The sequence below is a fragment of the Dyella monticola genome, assembly GCF_003363155.1.
Taxonomy (GTDB): domain Bacteria; phylum Pseudomonadota; class Gammaproteobacteria; order Xanthomonadales; family Rhodanobacteraceae; genus Dyella_B; species Dyella_B monticola.
In genome coordinates, this window is sequence record NZ_QRBE01000001.1 from 152302 (window position 1) to 169067 (window position 16766).

At 59.3% G+C, this 16766-nt stretch carries 14 protein-coding genes; 3 read left to right on the forward strand and 11 right to left on the reverse strand.

Translation table 11 applies throughout. The annotated features are described in order from the left end of the window. Positions 1-28: 28 nt before the first annotated feature. From DWU98_RS00620 to pilB, 10 genes are all read right to left on the reverse strand, one after another. Positions 29-1462 carry a sugar porter family MFS transporter gene (locus tag DWU98_RS00620; protein ID WP_115493546.1) on the reverse strand — a complete coding sequence of 478 codons (1434 nt, stop codon included), beginning with the start codon at positions 1460-1462 and terminating at the stop codon, positions 29-31. Between the two features lie 109 nt (positions 1463-1571). Further along, complete coding sequence (gene xylA, locus DWU98_RS00625) at positions 1572-2909, reverse strand: xylose isomerase (RefSeq protein WP_425480194.1); 1338 nt, start codon at positions 2907-2909, stop codon at positions 1572-1574. Between the two features lie 51 nt (positions 2910-2960). Beyond that, positions 2961-4475: a xylulokinase gene (gene xylB / locus DWU98_RS00630; RefSeq protein WP_115493547.1), complete on the reverse strand. Its 1515-nt coding sequence runs from the start codon at positions 4473-4475 to the stop codon at positions 2961-2963. A 200-nt stretch (positions 4476-4675) separates the two neighbouring features. Beyond that, positions 4676-5410, reverse strand: a complete 735-nt coding sequence (locus DWU98_RS00635; protein ID WP_115493548.1) for a TVP38/TMEM64 family protein — start codon at positions 5408-5410, stop codon at positions 4676-4678. Then, complete coding sequence (locus DWU98_RS00640) at positions 5407-5964, reverse strand: nucleoside deaminase (RefSeq protein WP_115493549.1); 558 nt, start codon at positions 5962-5964, stop codon at positions 5407-5409. The genes DWU98_RS00635 and DWU98_RS00640 overlap by 4 nt, the downstream gene beginning before the upstream one ends. Further along, positions 5964-7727, reverse strand: coding sequence for a glutamine--tRNA ligase/YqeY domain fusion protein (locus DWU98_RS00645; RefSeq protein ID WP_115493550.1), 1764 nt, complete (start codon positions 7725-7727; stop codon positions 5964-5966). Before DWU98_RS00645 ends, DWU98_RS00640 begins: the two co-directional genes overlap by 1 nt. Positions 7728-7810: 83 nt before the next feature. Beyond that, positions 7811-8431: a dephospho-CoA kinase gene (coaE, locus tag DWU98_RS00650; RefSeq protein ID WP_115493551.1), complete on the reverse strand. Its 621-nt coding sequence runs from the start codon at positions 8429-8431 to the stop codon at positions 7811-7813. Then, complete coding sequence (locus DWU98_RS00655; RefSeq protein ID WP_115493552.1) at positions 8428-9285, reverse strand: prepilin peptidase; 858 nt, start codon at positions 9283-9285, stop codon at positions 8428-8430. The genes coaE and DWU98_RS00655 overlap by 4 nt, the downstream gene beginning before the upstream one ends. A 32-nt stretch (positions 9286-9317) precedes the next feature. Beyond that, positions 9318-10589, reverse strand: coding sequence for a type II secretion system F family protein (locus DWU98_RS00660; RefSeq protein ID WP_115493553.1), 1272 nt, complete (start codon positions 10587-10589; stop codon positions 9318-9320). A 142-nt stretch (positions 10590-10731) separates the two neighbouring features. Further along, a complete protein-coding gene (gene pilB, locus DWU98_RS00665) occupies positions 10732-12459 on the reverse strand; it encodes a type IV-A pilus assembly ATPase PilB (protein WP_115493554.1) in 1728 nt (575 codons plus the stop codon). Positions 12460-12651: 192 nt separating this feature from the next. Here pilB and DWU98_RS00670 point away from each other — a divergent pair, with 192 nt between their 5' ends. From DWU98_RS00670 to DWU98_RS00680, 3 genes are all read left to right on the forward strand, one after another. Next, positions 12652-13506: a glycosyltransferase family 2 protein gene (locus DWU98_RS00670; RefSeq protein WP_115493555.1), complete on the forward strand. Its 855-nt coding sequence runs from the start codon at positions 12652-12654 to the stop codon at positions 13504-13506. Positions 13507-13543: 37 nt separating this feature from the next. Then, positions 13544-14653 (forward strand): glycosyltransferase family 4 protein, encoded by a 1110-nt coding sequence (locus DWU98_RS00675; protein WP_425480196.1) that lies wholly within the window; start codon positions 13544-13546, stop codon positions 14651-14653. 216 nt (positions 14654-14869) lie between these two features. After that, complete coding sequence (locus tag DWU98_RS00680; RefSeq protein ID WP_115493557.1) at positions 14870-15619, forward strand: class I SAM-dependent methyltransferase; 750 nt, start codon at positions 14870-14872, stop codon at positions 15617-15619. Between the two features lie 99 nt (positions 15620-15718). Here the strand turns inward: DWU98_RS00680 and DWU98_RS00685 are convergent, their stop codons facing one another. After that, positions 15719-16522, reverse strand: coding sequence for a class I SAM-dependent methyltransferase (locus tag DWU98_RS00685; RefSeq protein ID WP_115493558.1), 804 nt, complete (start codon positions 16520-16522; stop codon positions 15719-15721). Positions 16523-16766 lie beyond the last annotated feature (244 nt).

Sequence of the window (16766 nt, forward strand, 5' to 3'; positions counted from 1 at the left end):
CGACGGAAGGGCGCACGGCTGTACACGGTCAGCCCTCCATCTCTTCCAGCTCTTTACCGCGCGTTTCGTGCACGCAACGGCGTACGAAGAACACGGAGATAATCGCGGCCGCCGCATACAAGCCGTAAGCGCCGGCCAGGCCGATGCCGGTGAGCAGAATCGGGAAGGTGACCGTGATGGCAAAGTTCGACGTCCACTGCGCAGCCCCGGCTACCGCAAGCCCTGAGCCACGGATCTGATTGGGGAACATCTCCCCGAGCATCACCCACATCACCGGCCCCCACGACATGTTGAAAAACACCACGTAGGCGTTGGCGGCGACCAGCGCCAGCGTGCCCATGGAAGGAGACAGCGCAAGCTTGCCGCTGGCATCCAGGCCACCGTTCGCAAAGGCGAAGGTGACCAAGGTAAGCGTGATCGCCATGCCGAGCGAGCCGACCCACAACAAGGGCTTGCGCCCGATGCGATCGATCAGCATGACGGCGATCAGGCATGCGCCGATGCTCAACGCACCGGAAAGCACATTGATCAGCAATGCATCGCTTTCGGAAAAACCCACGGCCTGCCACAACACCGCGCCGTAATAGAACACCACATTGATGCCGACCAATTGCTGGAACGCAGCCAGGCCAATGCCAACCCATACGATGGGGCGAATCTTGCCGCTGACTTTGTCCAGAAGATCCGACAATTGCGGACGATGACGATCTTGCGCAAGTGAAGCGCTGATTTCGGTGAGCTTGATCAGCGCCTCGCCCTGACCATACAAGCGGCTCAGTACCGCAGACGCTTCGCGCTCGCGCTTTCGCACCACCAGATAGCGCGGGCTTTCGGGAATGAACAGCAGGGAGGTGAAAAATAGCGAGGACGGCAGTACCTGCATCCAGAACATCCAGCGCCATGCGGATTGGCCAAGCCACAGCGAGCCGGTGGAGGCGCCGGCGGCCTTCGCCAACAGATAATTGCTGAGGAAGGCGCAGAACAGGCCGCCGATAATGGCGATCTGCTGCACCGTCGCCAGGCGTCCGCGATAGCGCGCAGGCGCCACTTCAGCAATATAGGCCGGCGCGATCACACTGGCGGCGCCTACCGCAAAGCCACCGGTCACGCGCGCGAAGATAAAAAACCACGCCGCGTGCGCCGCGCCGGCACCCAGTGCGGAGAGCAGGAACAAGACCGAGGAAATGATGAGAACCGAGCGCCGCCCCCAGTAATCGGAGACACGTCCGGCGAAGAATGCACCGAGTGCGCAGCCCAGCAGCATCGACGCCACTTCGAAACCGACACCGCTGGAGCTGGATTGAAACGCCGTCTTCAGGCCTTCGACCGTACCATTGATGACGCCGCTGTCGAACCCGAAAAGAAAACCGCCAAGCGTGGCCACGCCACTGATTTTCACGATGAACCGCGTGTTTTCTTCGCGCTGCGCGGGCAGCGTGCTTTCGAGCAGAACGTCATTCATGCCGCAGATACCTCGTTGACATCATCGGATCCTTCCATGGGCGCATTACAGCGGTTCATTGTGCGGGCGCTTCTCGCATGCAGCGATGGAGAAGCGCCCACGTGGCGGTTCAACGTACGAGGTATTGGTTGATGAGATTTTCGTAGCGCTCCTGTTTGCCGCTACGCTTTGCCGGTTCACTGTTCTTGGCGGCCAGCTCGCGCAGATCGGCCAGGTTCAGTTTGCCTTGCGCGAAATCGCGGCCGGCGCCGCTGTCGAAACTGGCGTAACGCTCGGCGCGCCACGTTTCCCACGGCGATGCAGTGAGCAGCGCATGCGCCACTTCCAGTCCGCGCGCGAATGCATCCATGCCGCCGATGTGGGCCATGAACAGATCGTCGGCGTCGGTAGATTCACGGCGAACCTTGGCATCGAAGTTGAATCCACCCGGTGCCAGGCCACCTTGACGCAGTACCACCAGCATCGCGCCGACGGTGTCGTACAGATCGGTCGGAAATTGGTCAGTGTCCCAACCGTTTTGCGCGTTACCGCGGTTGGCATCGATGCTGCCGAGCAGCCCATGATCGGAGGCGACTTGCAGATCATGCTCGAAGGTGTGGCCAGCGAGCGTGGCGTGGTTCGCTTCGATGTTCAGCTTGAAATCTTTTTCCAGGCCGTGTTCTTTCAGGAAGCCTGCGACAGTGGCCGAATCGAAGTCGTACTGATGCTTCATCGGCTCCATCGGCTTGGGCTCGATCAGATACGTGCCCTTGAAGCCGATGCTGCGGCCATAGTCGCGCGCCATGGTAAGGAAGCGGGCGAAATGATCGAGTTCACGCTTCATCTGGGTGTTATGCAGCGATGAATACCCTTCACGGCCGCCCCAGAACACATAGTTTTCGCCGCCCAATTCCACCGTCGCTTCCAGTGCGGCTTTGATCTGCGCCCCTGCGCGTGCGACCACTGCGAAATCAGGATTGGTGCCGGCGCCATTCATGTAGCGCGGATGGCTGAAAAGGTTGGCCGTACCCCACAGCAGTTTGATACCGGTGGCCTTCTGGCGCTCCTTGGCGAGCGCAACCATGTGCTTGAGGTTCTGTTCGTACTCGCTCACATCATCGGCATCGGGCGCGAGATCGATGTCGTGGAAGCAGTAGTACGGCACGCCGAGCTTGGTGAAGAACTCGAACGCCGCGTCGACTTTGGCTTCGGCGCGGGCGATTGGCGTGGCCTTGGCATCCCAGGGGTAATTGCGCGTGCCAGGACCGAACGGATCATGCCCGGTGTTGCAGAAGCTATGCCAATAGCACACCGCGAAACGCAGATGCTCGGCCATCGTCTTGTCGCCGATCTTCTTGTTTGCATCGTAGTGCTTGAACGCCAGCGGGTTGTCCGAGTCGCGACCTTCGAAGGGAATGCGGCCGATGCCAGGGAAATATTCGCGGTTGCCGATAAATGGGGTGCTCATGATGTTCAAATCCTGATCAATAGGTAAGGCTTGGGTGGGCTCGGTTGCGAATCAGACGGCGCGCTCGGTGGAGTGACTCGCGTAGAACACGGTGGCGTTTTGCAGGTGACGCTGGAACTGTTGGTAGTGGCCTTCGTAAGCGGCGACGTTGGAGGCATTCGGTTGAGCTGAAAGGCGCTCGTCGAGCAGAACGTGTTCGCGCGCGATGGCTGCGAAGTCGGTGTTCGACTGATGTGCGCTTTCATAGGCCCACAACGCTTGCAATGCAGCGCCGAACGCGGCGCCTTCGACCTGCGCGGGCACTTCGACAGGAAGGTTGAACACATCGGCCACCATTTGCCGCCACGCTTGGCTGTGGCTACCACCGCCAGTCAGGCGAATGGCGTTGAAGGGCAGGCCGGCATCGCACCACGCGTCGTAGCCGTTGCGCAACGCGTAGGTCGCGCCTTCCATCGCTGCGCGATACAGATTGCCGCGCGTGAGATTGTTGAGATCCACGCCATGCAGGCTTGCGCGTGCGTAAGGCAGGTTCGGTGTACGTTCGCCGTTGAAGAAAGGCAGTAACGTGAGGCCGTCTGCACCGGGTTGGGTGTCGGCCATGATGGCGTCGCCATCGCGCGTGCTGAACCCGAAAGCCCGCGCAACATTTTCAGTAGCGACGGTGCAGTTCATCGTGCAGATCAATGGCAGCCAGCCGCCGGTGGATGAGCAGAACGCGGCCCAGCGTGCGTCGGCGTCAACCACCGGATGATCCGCATACGCGAACAACGTGCCGGACGTGCCCAGGCTCATGCTCAGCACGCCGGGCACGACATTGCCGGTGCCGATGGCGGCCATCATGTTGTCGCCGCCGCCCGCCGAGACGCGCACGTGGCGGGGCAGGCCCAGTTCATCGGCGATAGGGGGCGCAATGGAAAAATTTGCGTCGGCGGCAACCAGGGGCGGCAGGCATGCGGCCAGATCGCGTTGCGTATCGGTCGCGGCAAGCATGGTGGAAGACCATTGCCGCGTGCGTACGTCCAGCCAGCCCGTGCCCGAGGCATCACCCGATTCCATCCAGCGCTCGCCGGTCAGCCAGAAGTTCACATAGTCGTGCGGCAGCATGATGCTGGCCAATTGACGGTAAGCATCGGGCCGATGTTTGCGTGTCCACGGCAACTTCGAAGCAGTGTAGCCAACCAGGATGGGGTTGCCCGCCAGCTCGACGCAGCGTTGCTCGCCGCCGGCAGCAGTCATGATTTCGTCGCATTCGCGTTGCGTGCTGGTGTCGCACCAGAGCTTGGCTGGCGCGAGCACCGTGCCGGCCGCATCCACCGGCACGAAACCGTGCTGTTGTCCGGACACGCCGATGGCGACGATCTGCGCGCGCTGCGCAGGAGACAGTTTGGCAAAGCAGTGGCGGATGGCATCGATCCACCAATGAGCCTCTTGCTCACGGCTTCCATCGTTGCCCGCGATCAATTGGAGTGATTGACCATGCGTGGCGACCACCTGATGGTTTGCGGGATCGTAGGCGACGAGCTTGACGCTTTGGGTGCCTACATCGAGTCCGACAACAAGGCTCATACGTGTTTTGTGACCATATAATGTTAGCGCTACCATTACGCTAACGGAGAAGCACCTGCGTGGCAAGGTACAGCGCGGCGTTCTGCCGTAAAAAAAATGGGAAACGAGGGTTCGGACTCTACTTCTGATTTCGTGAAATGCCATGTTGCATTGCGATAGCTGGCGGACACAGCCACGCCATGGCACGACGGTGAGTCAGATCATTGCTCGCGCGGCGACTGTTCGCTCTGCGCGGATGCAGGGTGACGCCGGCTGCGCAGGCGCTCGACCAATAGGGGGATCAGCGAGAGCACAGCAAGCGCGCTGAGCGGGAGGATCACGTGCGGATCGAACAGCAGGCCGCTGCCCAGGCGTCGCCCATGACTGAGCGCTTGTCCAAGGCCTGCACCGACCGAGGTTTCAAACACCAACATCACCGCACCGCCGAACCAGGTGGCGCCGAGGAACAACCACAGCGGGCAGCGGAACCATGCCAGAGCCATGGTGACCAGACCAAACGGAGCTACCGGAACCAGCCGCAAAAACAGCGTATAGGCCGTGGGATGACGCTCGAAACCGTGATGCAGCTTGTCGGCAATCTTCGGCGGATGTTTGCTGCCCACGCCGAACGCATAGCGGCTGGCCAGGAACAGCACCAGCGAGCCCAATGTGAGCCCGATCGAGGAATAGATCGTGCCTTCGACCACTCCGAAGGCAAATCCACCAGCGAGGATCAGCACGATCGTCACGGGTATGCCGGTGCAGGTGGCGAGGGTCAGCAAGCCGGTATAGATGAGCCGCGCGATCCAGGGATGCTCGGCCAGATGCGCGCGCAGTTCACGCTGGTGTGCGACCAGATGTTCGGGATGAAGGCGATCGAAAATGCCGGAGAAAATCAGCGCGATGCCGGCCGCGATGAGCAGCAGCAGCGGAAGCGCGGCGCGCAGCCGGCTCAATAGCTTTCCCCTTTGTCGCCATAGGCAGCCAGCACGGCGCGGGCCTTGTCGCGCAGGATGTCACCCCGTACGGCAATGCCGCGTCGCTCCAGTTCGCCCTGCCAATCGGCGGGCAGCGGGCCTTCGTCGAACTTGGTGAGTTCTTCCACGTCTTCACCACGGGCGCCGATCAGCAGGGTGTCCACGCCGGCCCAGAAGGTGGCGCCGTAGCACTGGCAGCACGGCTGCGCGCTGGTGGCGAGCGTGTAGTGGCCGCCTTGTTCGTTGAGGCGATAACTGGCCAGGCGTTGCTGCGCGGCCATGTAGGCCAGCATCTCGGCATGCGCCACGGAGCAGGTCTGCGGAATCACGCGATTGACCCCCGCGGCGATCAGGCGGCCATGCTCATCGAACACCGCGGCGCCGAACGGGCCGCCTTGTCCGTGTTCAATGTTGCGCTGCGATAAATCGATGGCCAGACCCACGCGTTCTTCATCCGTCAGATAGCGGCGCTGCGTATCGGCGACGTCTTCGATCCACGGCGGAAGGGTGAGGTGAATCTGCAGCGGCAGCATCATGCGTTCTGTTTGGTCGTCCATGTGTCGCGCAGGGTAACAGCGCGATTGAACACCGGGGACTGCGGCAGATGGTCCAGGCGGTCCGCCACGAAGTAGCCAAGGCGTTCGAACTGGTAGCGCTGCTCGGGGGACGCCTCGGCGGCAGAAGGCTCCAGCCAGCCGCGCACGATGCGCTTGGCATCTGGGTTGATGTGTTCCAGCCAGGTCTTGCCGTCGTTTTCGTCGTCCGGCGTGGGGACGTTGAACAGGCGGTCGTACAGGCGGATGTCGGCCGCCACGGCGTGCTTGGCGCTCACCCAGTGAATGGTGCCTTTGACCTTGCGGTCGGCACCGGGCATGCCGGAGCGGGATTCGAGGTCCAGCGTGCAATGCAGTTCCGCGACGCTGCCGTCGGTCGCCTTGATGAGCTTCTCGCACTTCACGATGCCCACGCCGCGCAGGCGTACTTCGCCATCCGGTTTGAGCCGGTGGAAACCTTTCGGGGGCACTTCGGCGAAATCCTCGCGCTCGATCCACAGCTCGCGCGCGAACGGTACTTTGCGGCTGCCGAAGCTTTCGTCCTTCGGATGGTTGGCGAAGGTGAGCGACTCCTCGTGACCTTCCGGCAGGTTGGTGATCACCAGCTTCAACGGATCGATCACGGCCATGCGACGCGGCGCGGCGGCGTCCAGATCCTCGCGTACGCAGTTCTCCAGGATGGCATAGTCGATCACGCTGTTCTGCTTGCTTACGCCCAGGCGCTCGATCAACAGGCGGATACCACCCGGCGTGAAGCCACGACGGCGCAGGCCGCGCAGGGTGTTCATGCGCGGATCGTCCCAGCCGTCGACCAGGCCTTCGTTCACGAGCTGGGCGAGCTTGCGCTTGCTGGTAATCATGTAGCTCAGGTTGAGCCGGGAAAACTCGATCTGGCGCGGCTTGGCCGGTTCGGTCCGAAAACCGGCGTCGCGCATGTGCTGCCACAGCTCGGGATGGTTCGGCAGATCCACCTTGTCCACGAACCAGTCGTAGAGCGGACGGTGATCTTCGAACTCCAGCGTGCACAGCGAGTGGGTGATGCCTTCCAGCGCATCGGAAAGGCAATGCGCGTAGTCGTACATCGGATAGATCGGCCACGCATCGCCGGTGTTCTGGTGGGTGACTTTGCGGATGCGGTAAATGGCCGGGTCGCGCAGGTTCATGTTGCCGGCGGCCATGTCGATCTTCGCGCGCAGCGTCTTGCTGCCGTCGGCGAACTCGCCCGCGCGCATGCGGCGGAAGAGGGCCAGGTTTTCCTCGACACTGCGGTCGCGATGGGGCGAGTTGCGGCCGGGCTCGGTGAGGGTGCCGCGGTATTCGCGCATCTCCTCGGGGTTCAAGTCGTCCACGTAGGCGTTGCCGTCCTCGATCAGCTTGATCGCGGCGCAGTACAACACTTCGAAATAATCGGAGGCGTGGCGCAGGTCGTGCCACTCGTAGCCGAGCCAGCGCACGTCGTCCTTGATGCCTTCGACGAACTCGGGGTCTTCCTTGCCGGGGTTGGTGTCGTCCAGGCGCAGGTTGCACCAGCCGGCAAACTCGCGAGCGATGCCAAAATCCAGGCAGATGGCCTTGGCGTGGCCGATGTGCAGATAACCGTTGGGTTCGGGCGGAAAGCGCGTGCGGATGGCTGCGTGTTTGCCGTTGGCCAAATCCTCGCGAATGATCTGGCGGATGAAATCACGCGGCGCGTCGGTCTCGGGGGTTGCGGCAGGCTTGGCGGCGGCGGATTCGGTGGACATCGGGTCAAAACTTCGCGCGAGGGGCGGGAACCCCCGAGTTTAACCGTTTGAGGGGTTTACGTAACCGCAGGCGGCGTCAGGCGTCAGCGGCGCTCGGCTGCCAGGGTCAGGTAACGCTGATGCAATACGGCAATCTGCGGCTCAAGGGCCGATTCCTCGCCGCTGTTGTCGATCACATCGTCCGCCAGCGCCAGGCGGGCAGTGCGGGAGGCTTGGGTGGCCAGAATGCGGGCGGCCAGATCCTCATCCATGCCATCGCGAGCCATCAGGCGTTGGAGTTGGGTGGTTTCCGGCACATCCACGACCGCGATGCGGTCCACCCAGCGGTAATGCCCGATGTTCTCGGCCAGTAGCGGAATGGCCAACATCACGTAAGGGCTTTCGTCGACCTGCACCCGATCCAGCATCCACTGTCGCACACGCGGGTGCACGATGGCTTCCAATGTCCTGCGCGCGGTGGGGTCGGTGAAGACGCGTTCGCGCATGCGCGGGCGGTCGAGGCGGCCGTGGGAATCCAATACTTCTTTGCCGAAGGCATCGACGATCGCTGCCAGCCCTTCGCCACCCGGCTCCACCACCACTCGAGACGCCTGGTCAGCGTCGTACACCGGTGCGCCAAGTGCTCTGAAGCGCTGTTCCACTGCGCTTTTGCCGGCAGCGATGCCGCCAGTCAGCGCCACCGTGAGCGGCACGCGTTTGTTCATTGCACGCCAGCGAAGCTCATGTAGGCGTGCCATAACTGCTCGCCGGCCACGAACCACACCCAGCCGGCCATGGCGATAAACGGCCCGAACGGCATCGGCACCTCGCGCCCATGTTTACGCAGGGCGATCAGCGTGCCGCCAACCAGTGCGCCGATCAGCGAGGAGAGCAGGATCACCGGCAATAACGACATCGGTCCCATCCACGCGCCTAGCGCCGCCAGCAGTTTGAAATCCCCAAACCCCATGCCCTCCTTGCCGGTAAGCAGCTTGAAGACCCAGTACACACTCCAAAGGCTGAGATAGCCGATGGCCGCGCCAAGGATGGATGCTGGTGGTTCGACGTACAGGTGTGCGAGGCTCAGGAGCAGGCCGGCCCAGAGCAGGGGCAGGGTGATCTGATCCGGTAGCAGCTGTGTGCGGAAGTCGATGCCGGAGAGGGCCATCAGTGCCCAGGTAAAAAACAGTCCTGCCAGACCGGCCCACGTCGGGCCGAACTTCCAGATGATGACCGCGCTGAGAATCGCGGCAAGCAGTTCGATCAGGGGGTATTGCAGGGAAATGGGCGCCTGGCAATAACGGCAGCGACCGCGCAGCAACAGCCAGCCGAACAGCGGGATGTTGTCGCGCGCGGCGAGGGGGTGCTTGCAGTGGGGGCAATGGGAGCGTTCCTTGACGATGCCCGGAGGCAGCGCGGCCTCAGGCGCATCCAGCCCCAACACGTCATTGGCCTCGCGCCGCCACAGCGCCTCCAGCCGCGTCGGCAGCCTCAGAATGACGACGTTGAGAAAGCTCCCAACGATGAGGCCGACGACGCCGGCCAGAATGATCCACGCAACCAACGGCAAGTCGGGCATGCCCGGCTCCAAAGAAAAAGATGGTCGCGATATTAGCCTGCGACGGCGCCCGCCAGCTTGAAGATCGGCAGGTACAAGGACACCACCATGCCGCCTACCAGCGTACCCAGGATCACCATGATCAGCGGTTCGAGCAGCGTTGAGAGGGTATCGACGGCGTTATTGACCTCTTCCTCGTAGAACTCCGCCACCTTGAACAACATGCTGTCCAGGGCACCGGATTCCTCGCCGATGGCGGTCATCTGCACCACCATGTTAGGGAACAGGCCGGTTTGGCGCATGGCGAGCTGCAATTGATGGCCAACCGCCACGTCGTCGCGCATTAGCTTGATGGCGTCACCATAGACCACGCTGCCAGTGGCGCCTGCCACTGAATCGAGCGCCTCCACCAGCGGGACACCGGCGTGGAAGGTGACGCCTAAGGTACGGGCAAAGCGTGCAATAGCCGAATTGCGCAAAATGGCGCCGATGACCGGGAAACGCAGCATCACGCGATCGAGAAAGTGCGAGAACTTCTGCGAGCGGCGTTTGCCTTGCGAGATACCGATCACGGCTCCGACAGCACCGAAAACCACCACCCACCAATAGCTCTGCATGAATTTCGATGCGCTCACGACCACCTGTGTGGGAGCGGGCAGCGCCGCACCGGCATCCTGGAAGGTTTTTGCAAACACCGGCACAACGAACAGCAGCATGATCATACACACCAGCATGGCCACGACCAGCACCATGACCGGGTAGAACATGGCTTTTTTGATCTTGCTCTTGATGCTTTCCATGCGCTCTTTATAGGTAGCGACCGTATCGAGCACCGTATCGAGCACACCCGCCGATTCGCCCGCGCGCACCAGGTTTCGATAGAGCTCGTCGAAATGCACCGGATATTGACCGAACGCTTCATGTAGCGATGAGCCGCCTTCGATGCCTTGTTTCACATCGATCAACATGTTCTTGAAGCGAGGGTTCTTCTGGCCATCGGCAATAATGTCGAAAGCCTGCACCATCGGCACACCCGAGGCCATCATGGTGGCGATCTGGCGGCTGAAAATTGCGACGTCACGCGGTTTGACGGATTTTCCGCTGGCACCAAACAGCGGCTTGGAACGCTCTTTCACCGTCTGCGGGTTCATGCCCTGGCGACGCAGCTCCGCCTTCACCAAGGTGGCGTTCTTGGATTGCATGGAGCCCTTCATGAGCTTGCCACGCTTGTCCAGAGCGACCCAGTCGTAGGTCGGCATCTGGGTCACCTGGGCGCGCTGAGCGGCCTGGTTCCGGATGTTTTTGGCGGCTGTTACGGTGGCCATGCAGATTCCCCCAATGATTCGGTCCCTGTCAGGCATCCAACGCCAAACAGGGCATTACCCAGCTTACGTTACTTCAGGCGTCCGTTTCGTGGCCCCTGGCGCAAGTCCGCCACGGGAGCGCCCCGGAAATTTGACCGGTTCCTCAATCCTTGGTGACACGGTCGATTTCCGTCAGGCTGGTAACGCCATCCCTGACCTTCTGCAGCGCAGAGGCGCGAAGATCGTTGATGCCTGCCTTGCGAGCCGTCTCGGCGATCTGCAGCGCATTGCCACCCTGCAGGATGATCTTTTGGATGTCTTCCAGCATGGGCATCACTTGATAGATACCTACGCGCCCCTTGTAGCCCTCGTTACATTCCTCACAGCCGACTGCCTGATAAGTGGTGAGGCCCGCGTCGATCTCCTCCTGTGTGAAACCTGCTTCCAATAGGACCTGTGCCGGTAGTTGCAGGGGTTTCTTACAGCTATGCAAGCGGCGGGCCAAACGTTGCGCGATGATCAATGTCACCGATGAGGTGATGTTGTACGGCGCGATGCCCATGTTCATGAGGCGCGCCACGGTCTGCGGCGCGTCATTGGTGTGCAGCGTGGACAGCACCATGTGGCCGGTCTGGGCGGCCTTGATGCCGATTTCCGCCGTTTCCAGGTCGCGGATTTCGCCGACCATGATCACGTCAGGGTCCTGACGCAGGAAGGAGCGCAGCGCCGCCGCGAAGGTCATTCCCCGCTTAGTGTTCTGCTGCACCTGATTGATGCCTTCCACGCGGATTTCGACAGGATCTTCTACCGTGGAAATGTTGCGCTCGGCGGTGTTGAGGATATTCAGCGCGGTGTACAGCGACACGGTCTTACCTGAACCTGTGGGGCCGGTAACTAACACCATGCCGTAAGGCTTGTGGATGGCATCGAGGTAAAGCTGCTTCTGGCTTTCCTCATAGCCCAGCTTCTCGATGCCGAGCTTGGCAGAGGAGCTGTCCAGCAAGCGCAGCACCACTTTTTCGCCGAACAGCGTTGGAAGCGTGCTGACGCGGAAGTCCATTGCGTGGCTCTTGGACAGATTCAGCTTGATGCGCCCGTCCTGCGGCACGCGGCGCTCTGCGATGTCCAGCCCGGCCATCACCTTCAGGCGTGCGGAAATGCGGCTGGCCAGCTTCTGCGGAGGCGAAGCCATGGCGCGCAACATACCGTCCATGCGAAAGCGCACCCGGTAGTTCGATTCGAATGGCTCGAAGTGGATATCCGAGGCCCCGCGGCGGATCGCGTCCACCAGAATTTTGTTCACGAACTTCACCACCGGCGCATCGGCGTTGGCGTCAATATCGCTGCCGCTGCCGCCACCACCTTCCTCATCAGTGCCCGTTTCCAGGGCGAGCTCGTCCAGTTCACCGCCACCCAGGTCTGGCATGGCGCTGCTCATGCTACTGACGGCACCATCGATCGCGCGGATGAGCTGCGTGCGCTCTACCAGAATCGGTTCCACCATACAGTTGGAGTGGAACTTAATGTCATCTAGGGCGTGAAGCTGCATCGGATCGGCAATGCCCACGAACAGCCGCTTGCCGCGTTTGAGCAGGGGCAGCACCTGATGCTTGCTAATCAACTCCTGGCTGATGATGTTTAACGGCATGTTGGCCGGCGTCAAGGCCGTGACATCCATCATCGGCATGCCAAATTCCGCTGAGGCGACCTGGGCCAGTTTCTGGCTATCCACCAGGTTCTGTTCCAGTAGCCACGCGGTCAGTGTCTTCTTGTTCTGGCTGCACTCGGCGATGGCCTTGCGGGCATCAGCCTCAGGAAGCAGCCCCTCGGACACGAGGCGCCGGGCCATGCCCGACAGCCCGACGGCGGATGGTTGTGGTTGCGATGACATGCTGGAACCTGCCTGACCCCCTGTGGGCTTTGAATTTACCGCACATTTTGGTGACCGGCTATCGATTTGGCGCGATTTCTGCGCACGGTGTTGAGGTCGACCTCTTGAAGCCGGGCTGATAATGCGTCGAAGGTCCTATCCATCAGAGGCACCCGCTATCATCGGGCCTTAACTTTTCCTGGAAACACAAGCTTGAAGACTGTCAGCATCGTTTTGCCGGCCAAAAACGAGGCGCGAGCCCTAATCGACCTGCTGCCTCGCCTGCGTGCAGTTCACTCTGCGGCGGAAATCATCGTTGTGGACGACGGTTCAACCGATGAAACGCGCAATGTGTGCGAGGCAAGCGGTGTTCAGTGCTTAAGCTCTCCCTATTCGATGGGGAATGGTGCTGCCATAAAGCGCGGAGCACGTGCCGCTCTTGGAGAAATCGTCGTGTTCATGGACGGAGACGGACAGCATGATCCGGCAGACATCACCAGATTGATTGAAAAGCTTGCAGAAGGTTACGACATGGCCGTGGGAGCTCGCGATTGGGGGAGCCAGGCCGGAGTGGGGCGCGGCCTCGCCAACACACTTTACAACTGGCTTGCCACACGCATGACGGGCCATGAGGTAGCCGATCTCACGTCAGGTTTTCGCGCGGTTCGTGCAGACCGGTTTCGTGAATTCCTCTACTTGCTGCCAAATGGGTTTTCCTACCCCACCACAAGTACGATGGCGTTTTTCCGCAGCGCCTATCCAGTAGCCTACGTGCCGATCAAGGCAGCACAGCGTATTGGCAAAAGCCATATCCGACCATTGCGCGATGGATTACGTTTCCTACTGATTATTTTTAAGATCGCTACGCTGTATTCGCCGCTGAAGCTGTTTGTTCCTGCTAGCGCAATTTTCTTTCTGCTTGGTTGTGCCAATTACGCATGGACTTTTATGCATGACGGGCGACTCACAAACATGAGTACGCTGATGTGGAGTGCATCCGTCATCGTATTTCTCATTGGTCTGGTGTCCGAGCAAATCACCGCGCTCACCTATCGTCGTCATGATTAAAGGCTCCCGGCCGCGTGTGCTTCTAGTCACGCGAAACATGCCGCCATTATGGGGGGGCATGGAACAACTCAATTGGCATATGGTGGATGAGCTCAGCAAAAGGGCTTCGGTGTGCTTGGTAGGTCCTGTTGGTTCACGGCAAGGTATTCCTGACGGTGTCGATGTGTTAGAGGTCGCGTTGGAGCCATTGCCTTGGTTTCTACTCAATGCTTTGGCAAAAGCAACGAAGTTGGCGCGTCGCTGGGACCCCGACATTGTCCTGGCAGGCAGTGGGCTGACCGCGCCGATCGCTGAGTTTGCAGCACGAACGAGCCGGGCGAAATCTGCCGCATACGTGCATGGGCTGGATGTGGCTGTCGATAGCATGCTTTATCGCAAGGTGTGGATACCGGCATTGCGGCGATTGGACTGTGTGGTCGCCAACAGCAGGGCTACAGCTCAACTCGCCAAAGTTGCTGGCGTTAATTCAGCAAAGATCAAAGTAGTGAATCCGGGAGTGACCATTTCCCACCATCGATCGGAGGATGTTGATAGGGGAGTTAACCTGCGCGCGGAAAAAAAATGGAACGACCGACCATTGCTGCTGTCGGTTGGGCGCTTGACGAACCGCAAGGGCTTGCGCGAATTCGTTGTGAATGTACTGCCAAGTATTCTTGAGCATTGTCCTAATGCTTTGCTGGTGATCGTGGGTGGTGCGCCCATGAATTCATTGCATGCAAAAGCGCAGACCGTCGAAAGCATACAAGCGGCAGCTGCGAGCGCTGGCGTCGCCGATCATCTGGAGTTTATGGGCGTCGTGACCGACCGAGTTCGATTGGCGAGTATTTATCAGGCGGCCGATGTGCATGTATTCCCAGTTCGTGACATCCCGAACGATCCCGAAGGCTTTGGTATGGTCGCGATCGAGGCTGCAGCACACGGCCTACCGACGGTCGCCTACGCCACCGGTGGGGTCGTCGATGCCGTAGCCGAGGGCATATCGGGACACCTTGTTCCTTCCGGTGATGGTCGCGCTTTTGCGGATGCAGTGTTGGCGCTGCTAAGCCGGCCGTTACCAGGTGAAGGCATACAGGATTTTGCAAATCATTTCGACTGGAGTTGCTTCGGTAAGAAGATATCAACAGCGCTGTTCGGGATGTTGGAGTAATAATGAATATTGAGAGGCAATCACATGCCTACTTGGGATATCCTCTCACGCCAGTCGAAAATTCCAAAAAAACGGCAAATACTGCTGATGCCGTCGCGGGCTGACTACAGGCAGCGAAGTAAGATTGTCCAGCAGATTTAGGGTGTCGGCGTGAGCGGACACGGAAACGGCGGCGTTAGGTAAGATCGTTTCTTGAAAAGACGAGGGGATTACTAGATGGGAACTGACCGCGACTGGGAACAATGGGGAGCGACCGACCCTTATTTCGGAGTGTACAGCAGCGAACAATTTCGCACTGGTACGATGACGAGCGAAGCAAAAAAGGAATTCTTCTCGTCAGGTGAAGCTCACGTCGCCCGAATCTTTCAGAATATCGAGGACGTAACGAAGGCAGCGTTCGTTCCCCGTGCTGCGCTCGACTTCGGTTGTGGCGTTGGCCGCCTGGTCATCCCTCTCGCGCGCCGCATTGGTCGGGTAACCGGGGTCGACATCTCGCCATCCATGATAGTCGAAGCAAAACGAAACTGCGCCGCAGCTTACGTTACGGATGTCACTTTCGTTGAATCCGATGATTCTCTTTCGCGCGTGCAAGGCACATTCGACTTGGTGCACTCTTACATTGTGTTGCAGCACATTCCCTGGCGTCGAGGGCGCCTAATCCTACAGGCACTAGCTGATCGCGTTGCTCCGGGTGGCCATTTGGTCGTACAAATCCTAAGCGGTCATGATGCTTCGCCGATCATCCGAGGACTGGTGCGAATCCGCTATAACTTTCCGCCGGTGAACTGGCTACGCAACTTGTTTCGTGGTCGACCGGTGTTCGAGCCTGCTATGCAATTGCATATGTACGACCTGGATGTCGTTCGGAAAGACCTTGAGCAGCGCGGATTCGCCTGCCATCACGAAAACGAGGCATGGCCGGGCTTTACCAGCACATTTCTCTATGCTCATCGCGTCGCGTCCTAGTGCCACCAGCTGCTTGGGAGTGGTGACATACGCGGCGTGAATGTGTAGTCCTGCATGGACGGCTGATATTGCTTGTATCTCGCTGCTGCTGTTTTAAAGCTAAATTTCTGGATCTCGCTTCAATACGTAAATGTTACATGCAGAACCAAATAAGTATGACAGCCACGTCCTGATCTTGATGTTAAGGTTCACGCCTAAAGCATTAGCTGAAGAATAAAAAATGTGGTTGCCTTCGATCTTGATGATCCTCAATCCATGCTCTGAAAATTTTCGCTTCCACCAATAGCGCGAATAATAATAGGCCTCAGTTACCGTAACTCCCCGCTCGCCATGGCGAAGAGGGAAAAAAGTTCCTAGCCATTCTCTCAAAGATGTCGGTTTACGCGGAGAGGCATTGGAAAAAACTCGTTCGCCGCGCCTTTTCACCTTGGAAAACGTATACGCTAGCATTCGCCTGATCAGCCAAAGGTAGTGGCCAACTATCCCCCAAAGGCGCCACGCGCTGGTAGGTAAAACATGCACGGCAATGGCATCCTTTGCCATTATTCGAATGGTCTCTTGGAGGAGATCATCAATCTCGCGCACGTGCTCAAGTACGGTAGAGCTAAAAACTACGTCAATCGAGCCGGTTGCCACCGGTATAGCACGGCCATCGTAATCAATTACGTCAAAAATGCGGTCGTTATAATAATGGCTACTCGGAATATCTATGGCGGTCACATCATATCCGAGGTCCTTAATTGTTTTTGCTTGCTGACCTGTGCCGGCGCCGATTTCAAGAACTGCTCGTCGAGTTCCATTATTTTCGGCAGAGGGAAAATATGTGAGGACTTGGCTTAGCTCTTTTGAGCGAACTTTCTGCAAGAAATCCAAATGCGTGATCTTGGGCGAAGAGGTGGTCATATGTATATGTGCAATTGGTGTGAATGGGCCGCTTTGGGCAATTTAACCCGAGAGAATCGGGTTGGCAAAGTCAAACTACTCTCCACCGTGCGACTGAAAAGTTTTTACCACTTGAGCGGCAGCCACTCCGATTTGCTTTGGATGCAGAGGCACGCTGCGTTTGTCCTCGGTGAATAGCTGCAGGCGGAGCGAGGTCGGGAAATCCTTCGTGGCCTATTCTTAGACTATTACCGAAGAATTTTCA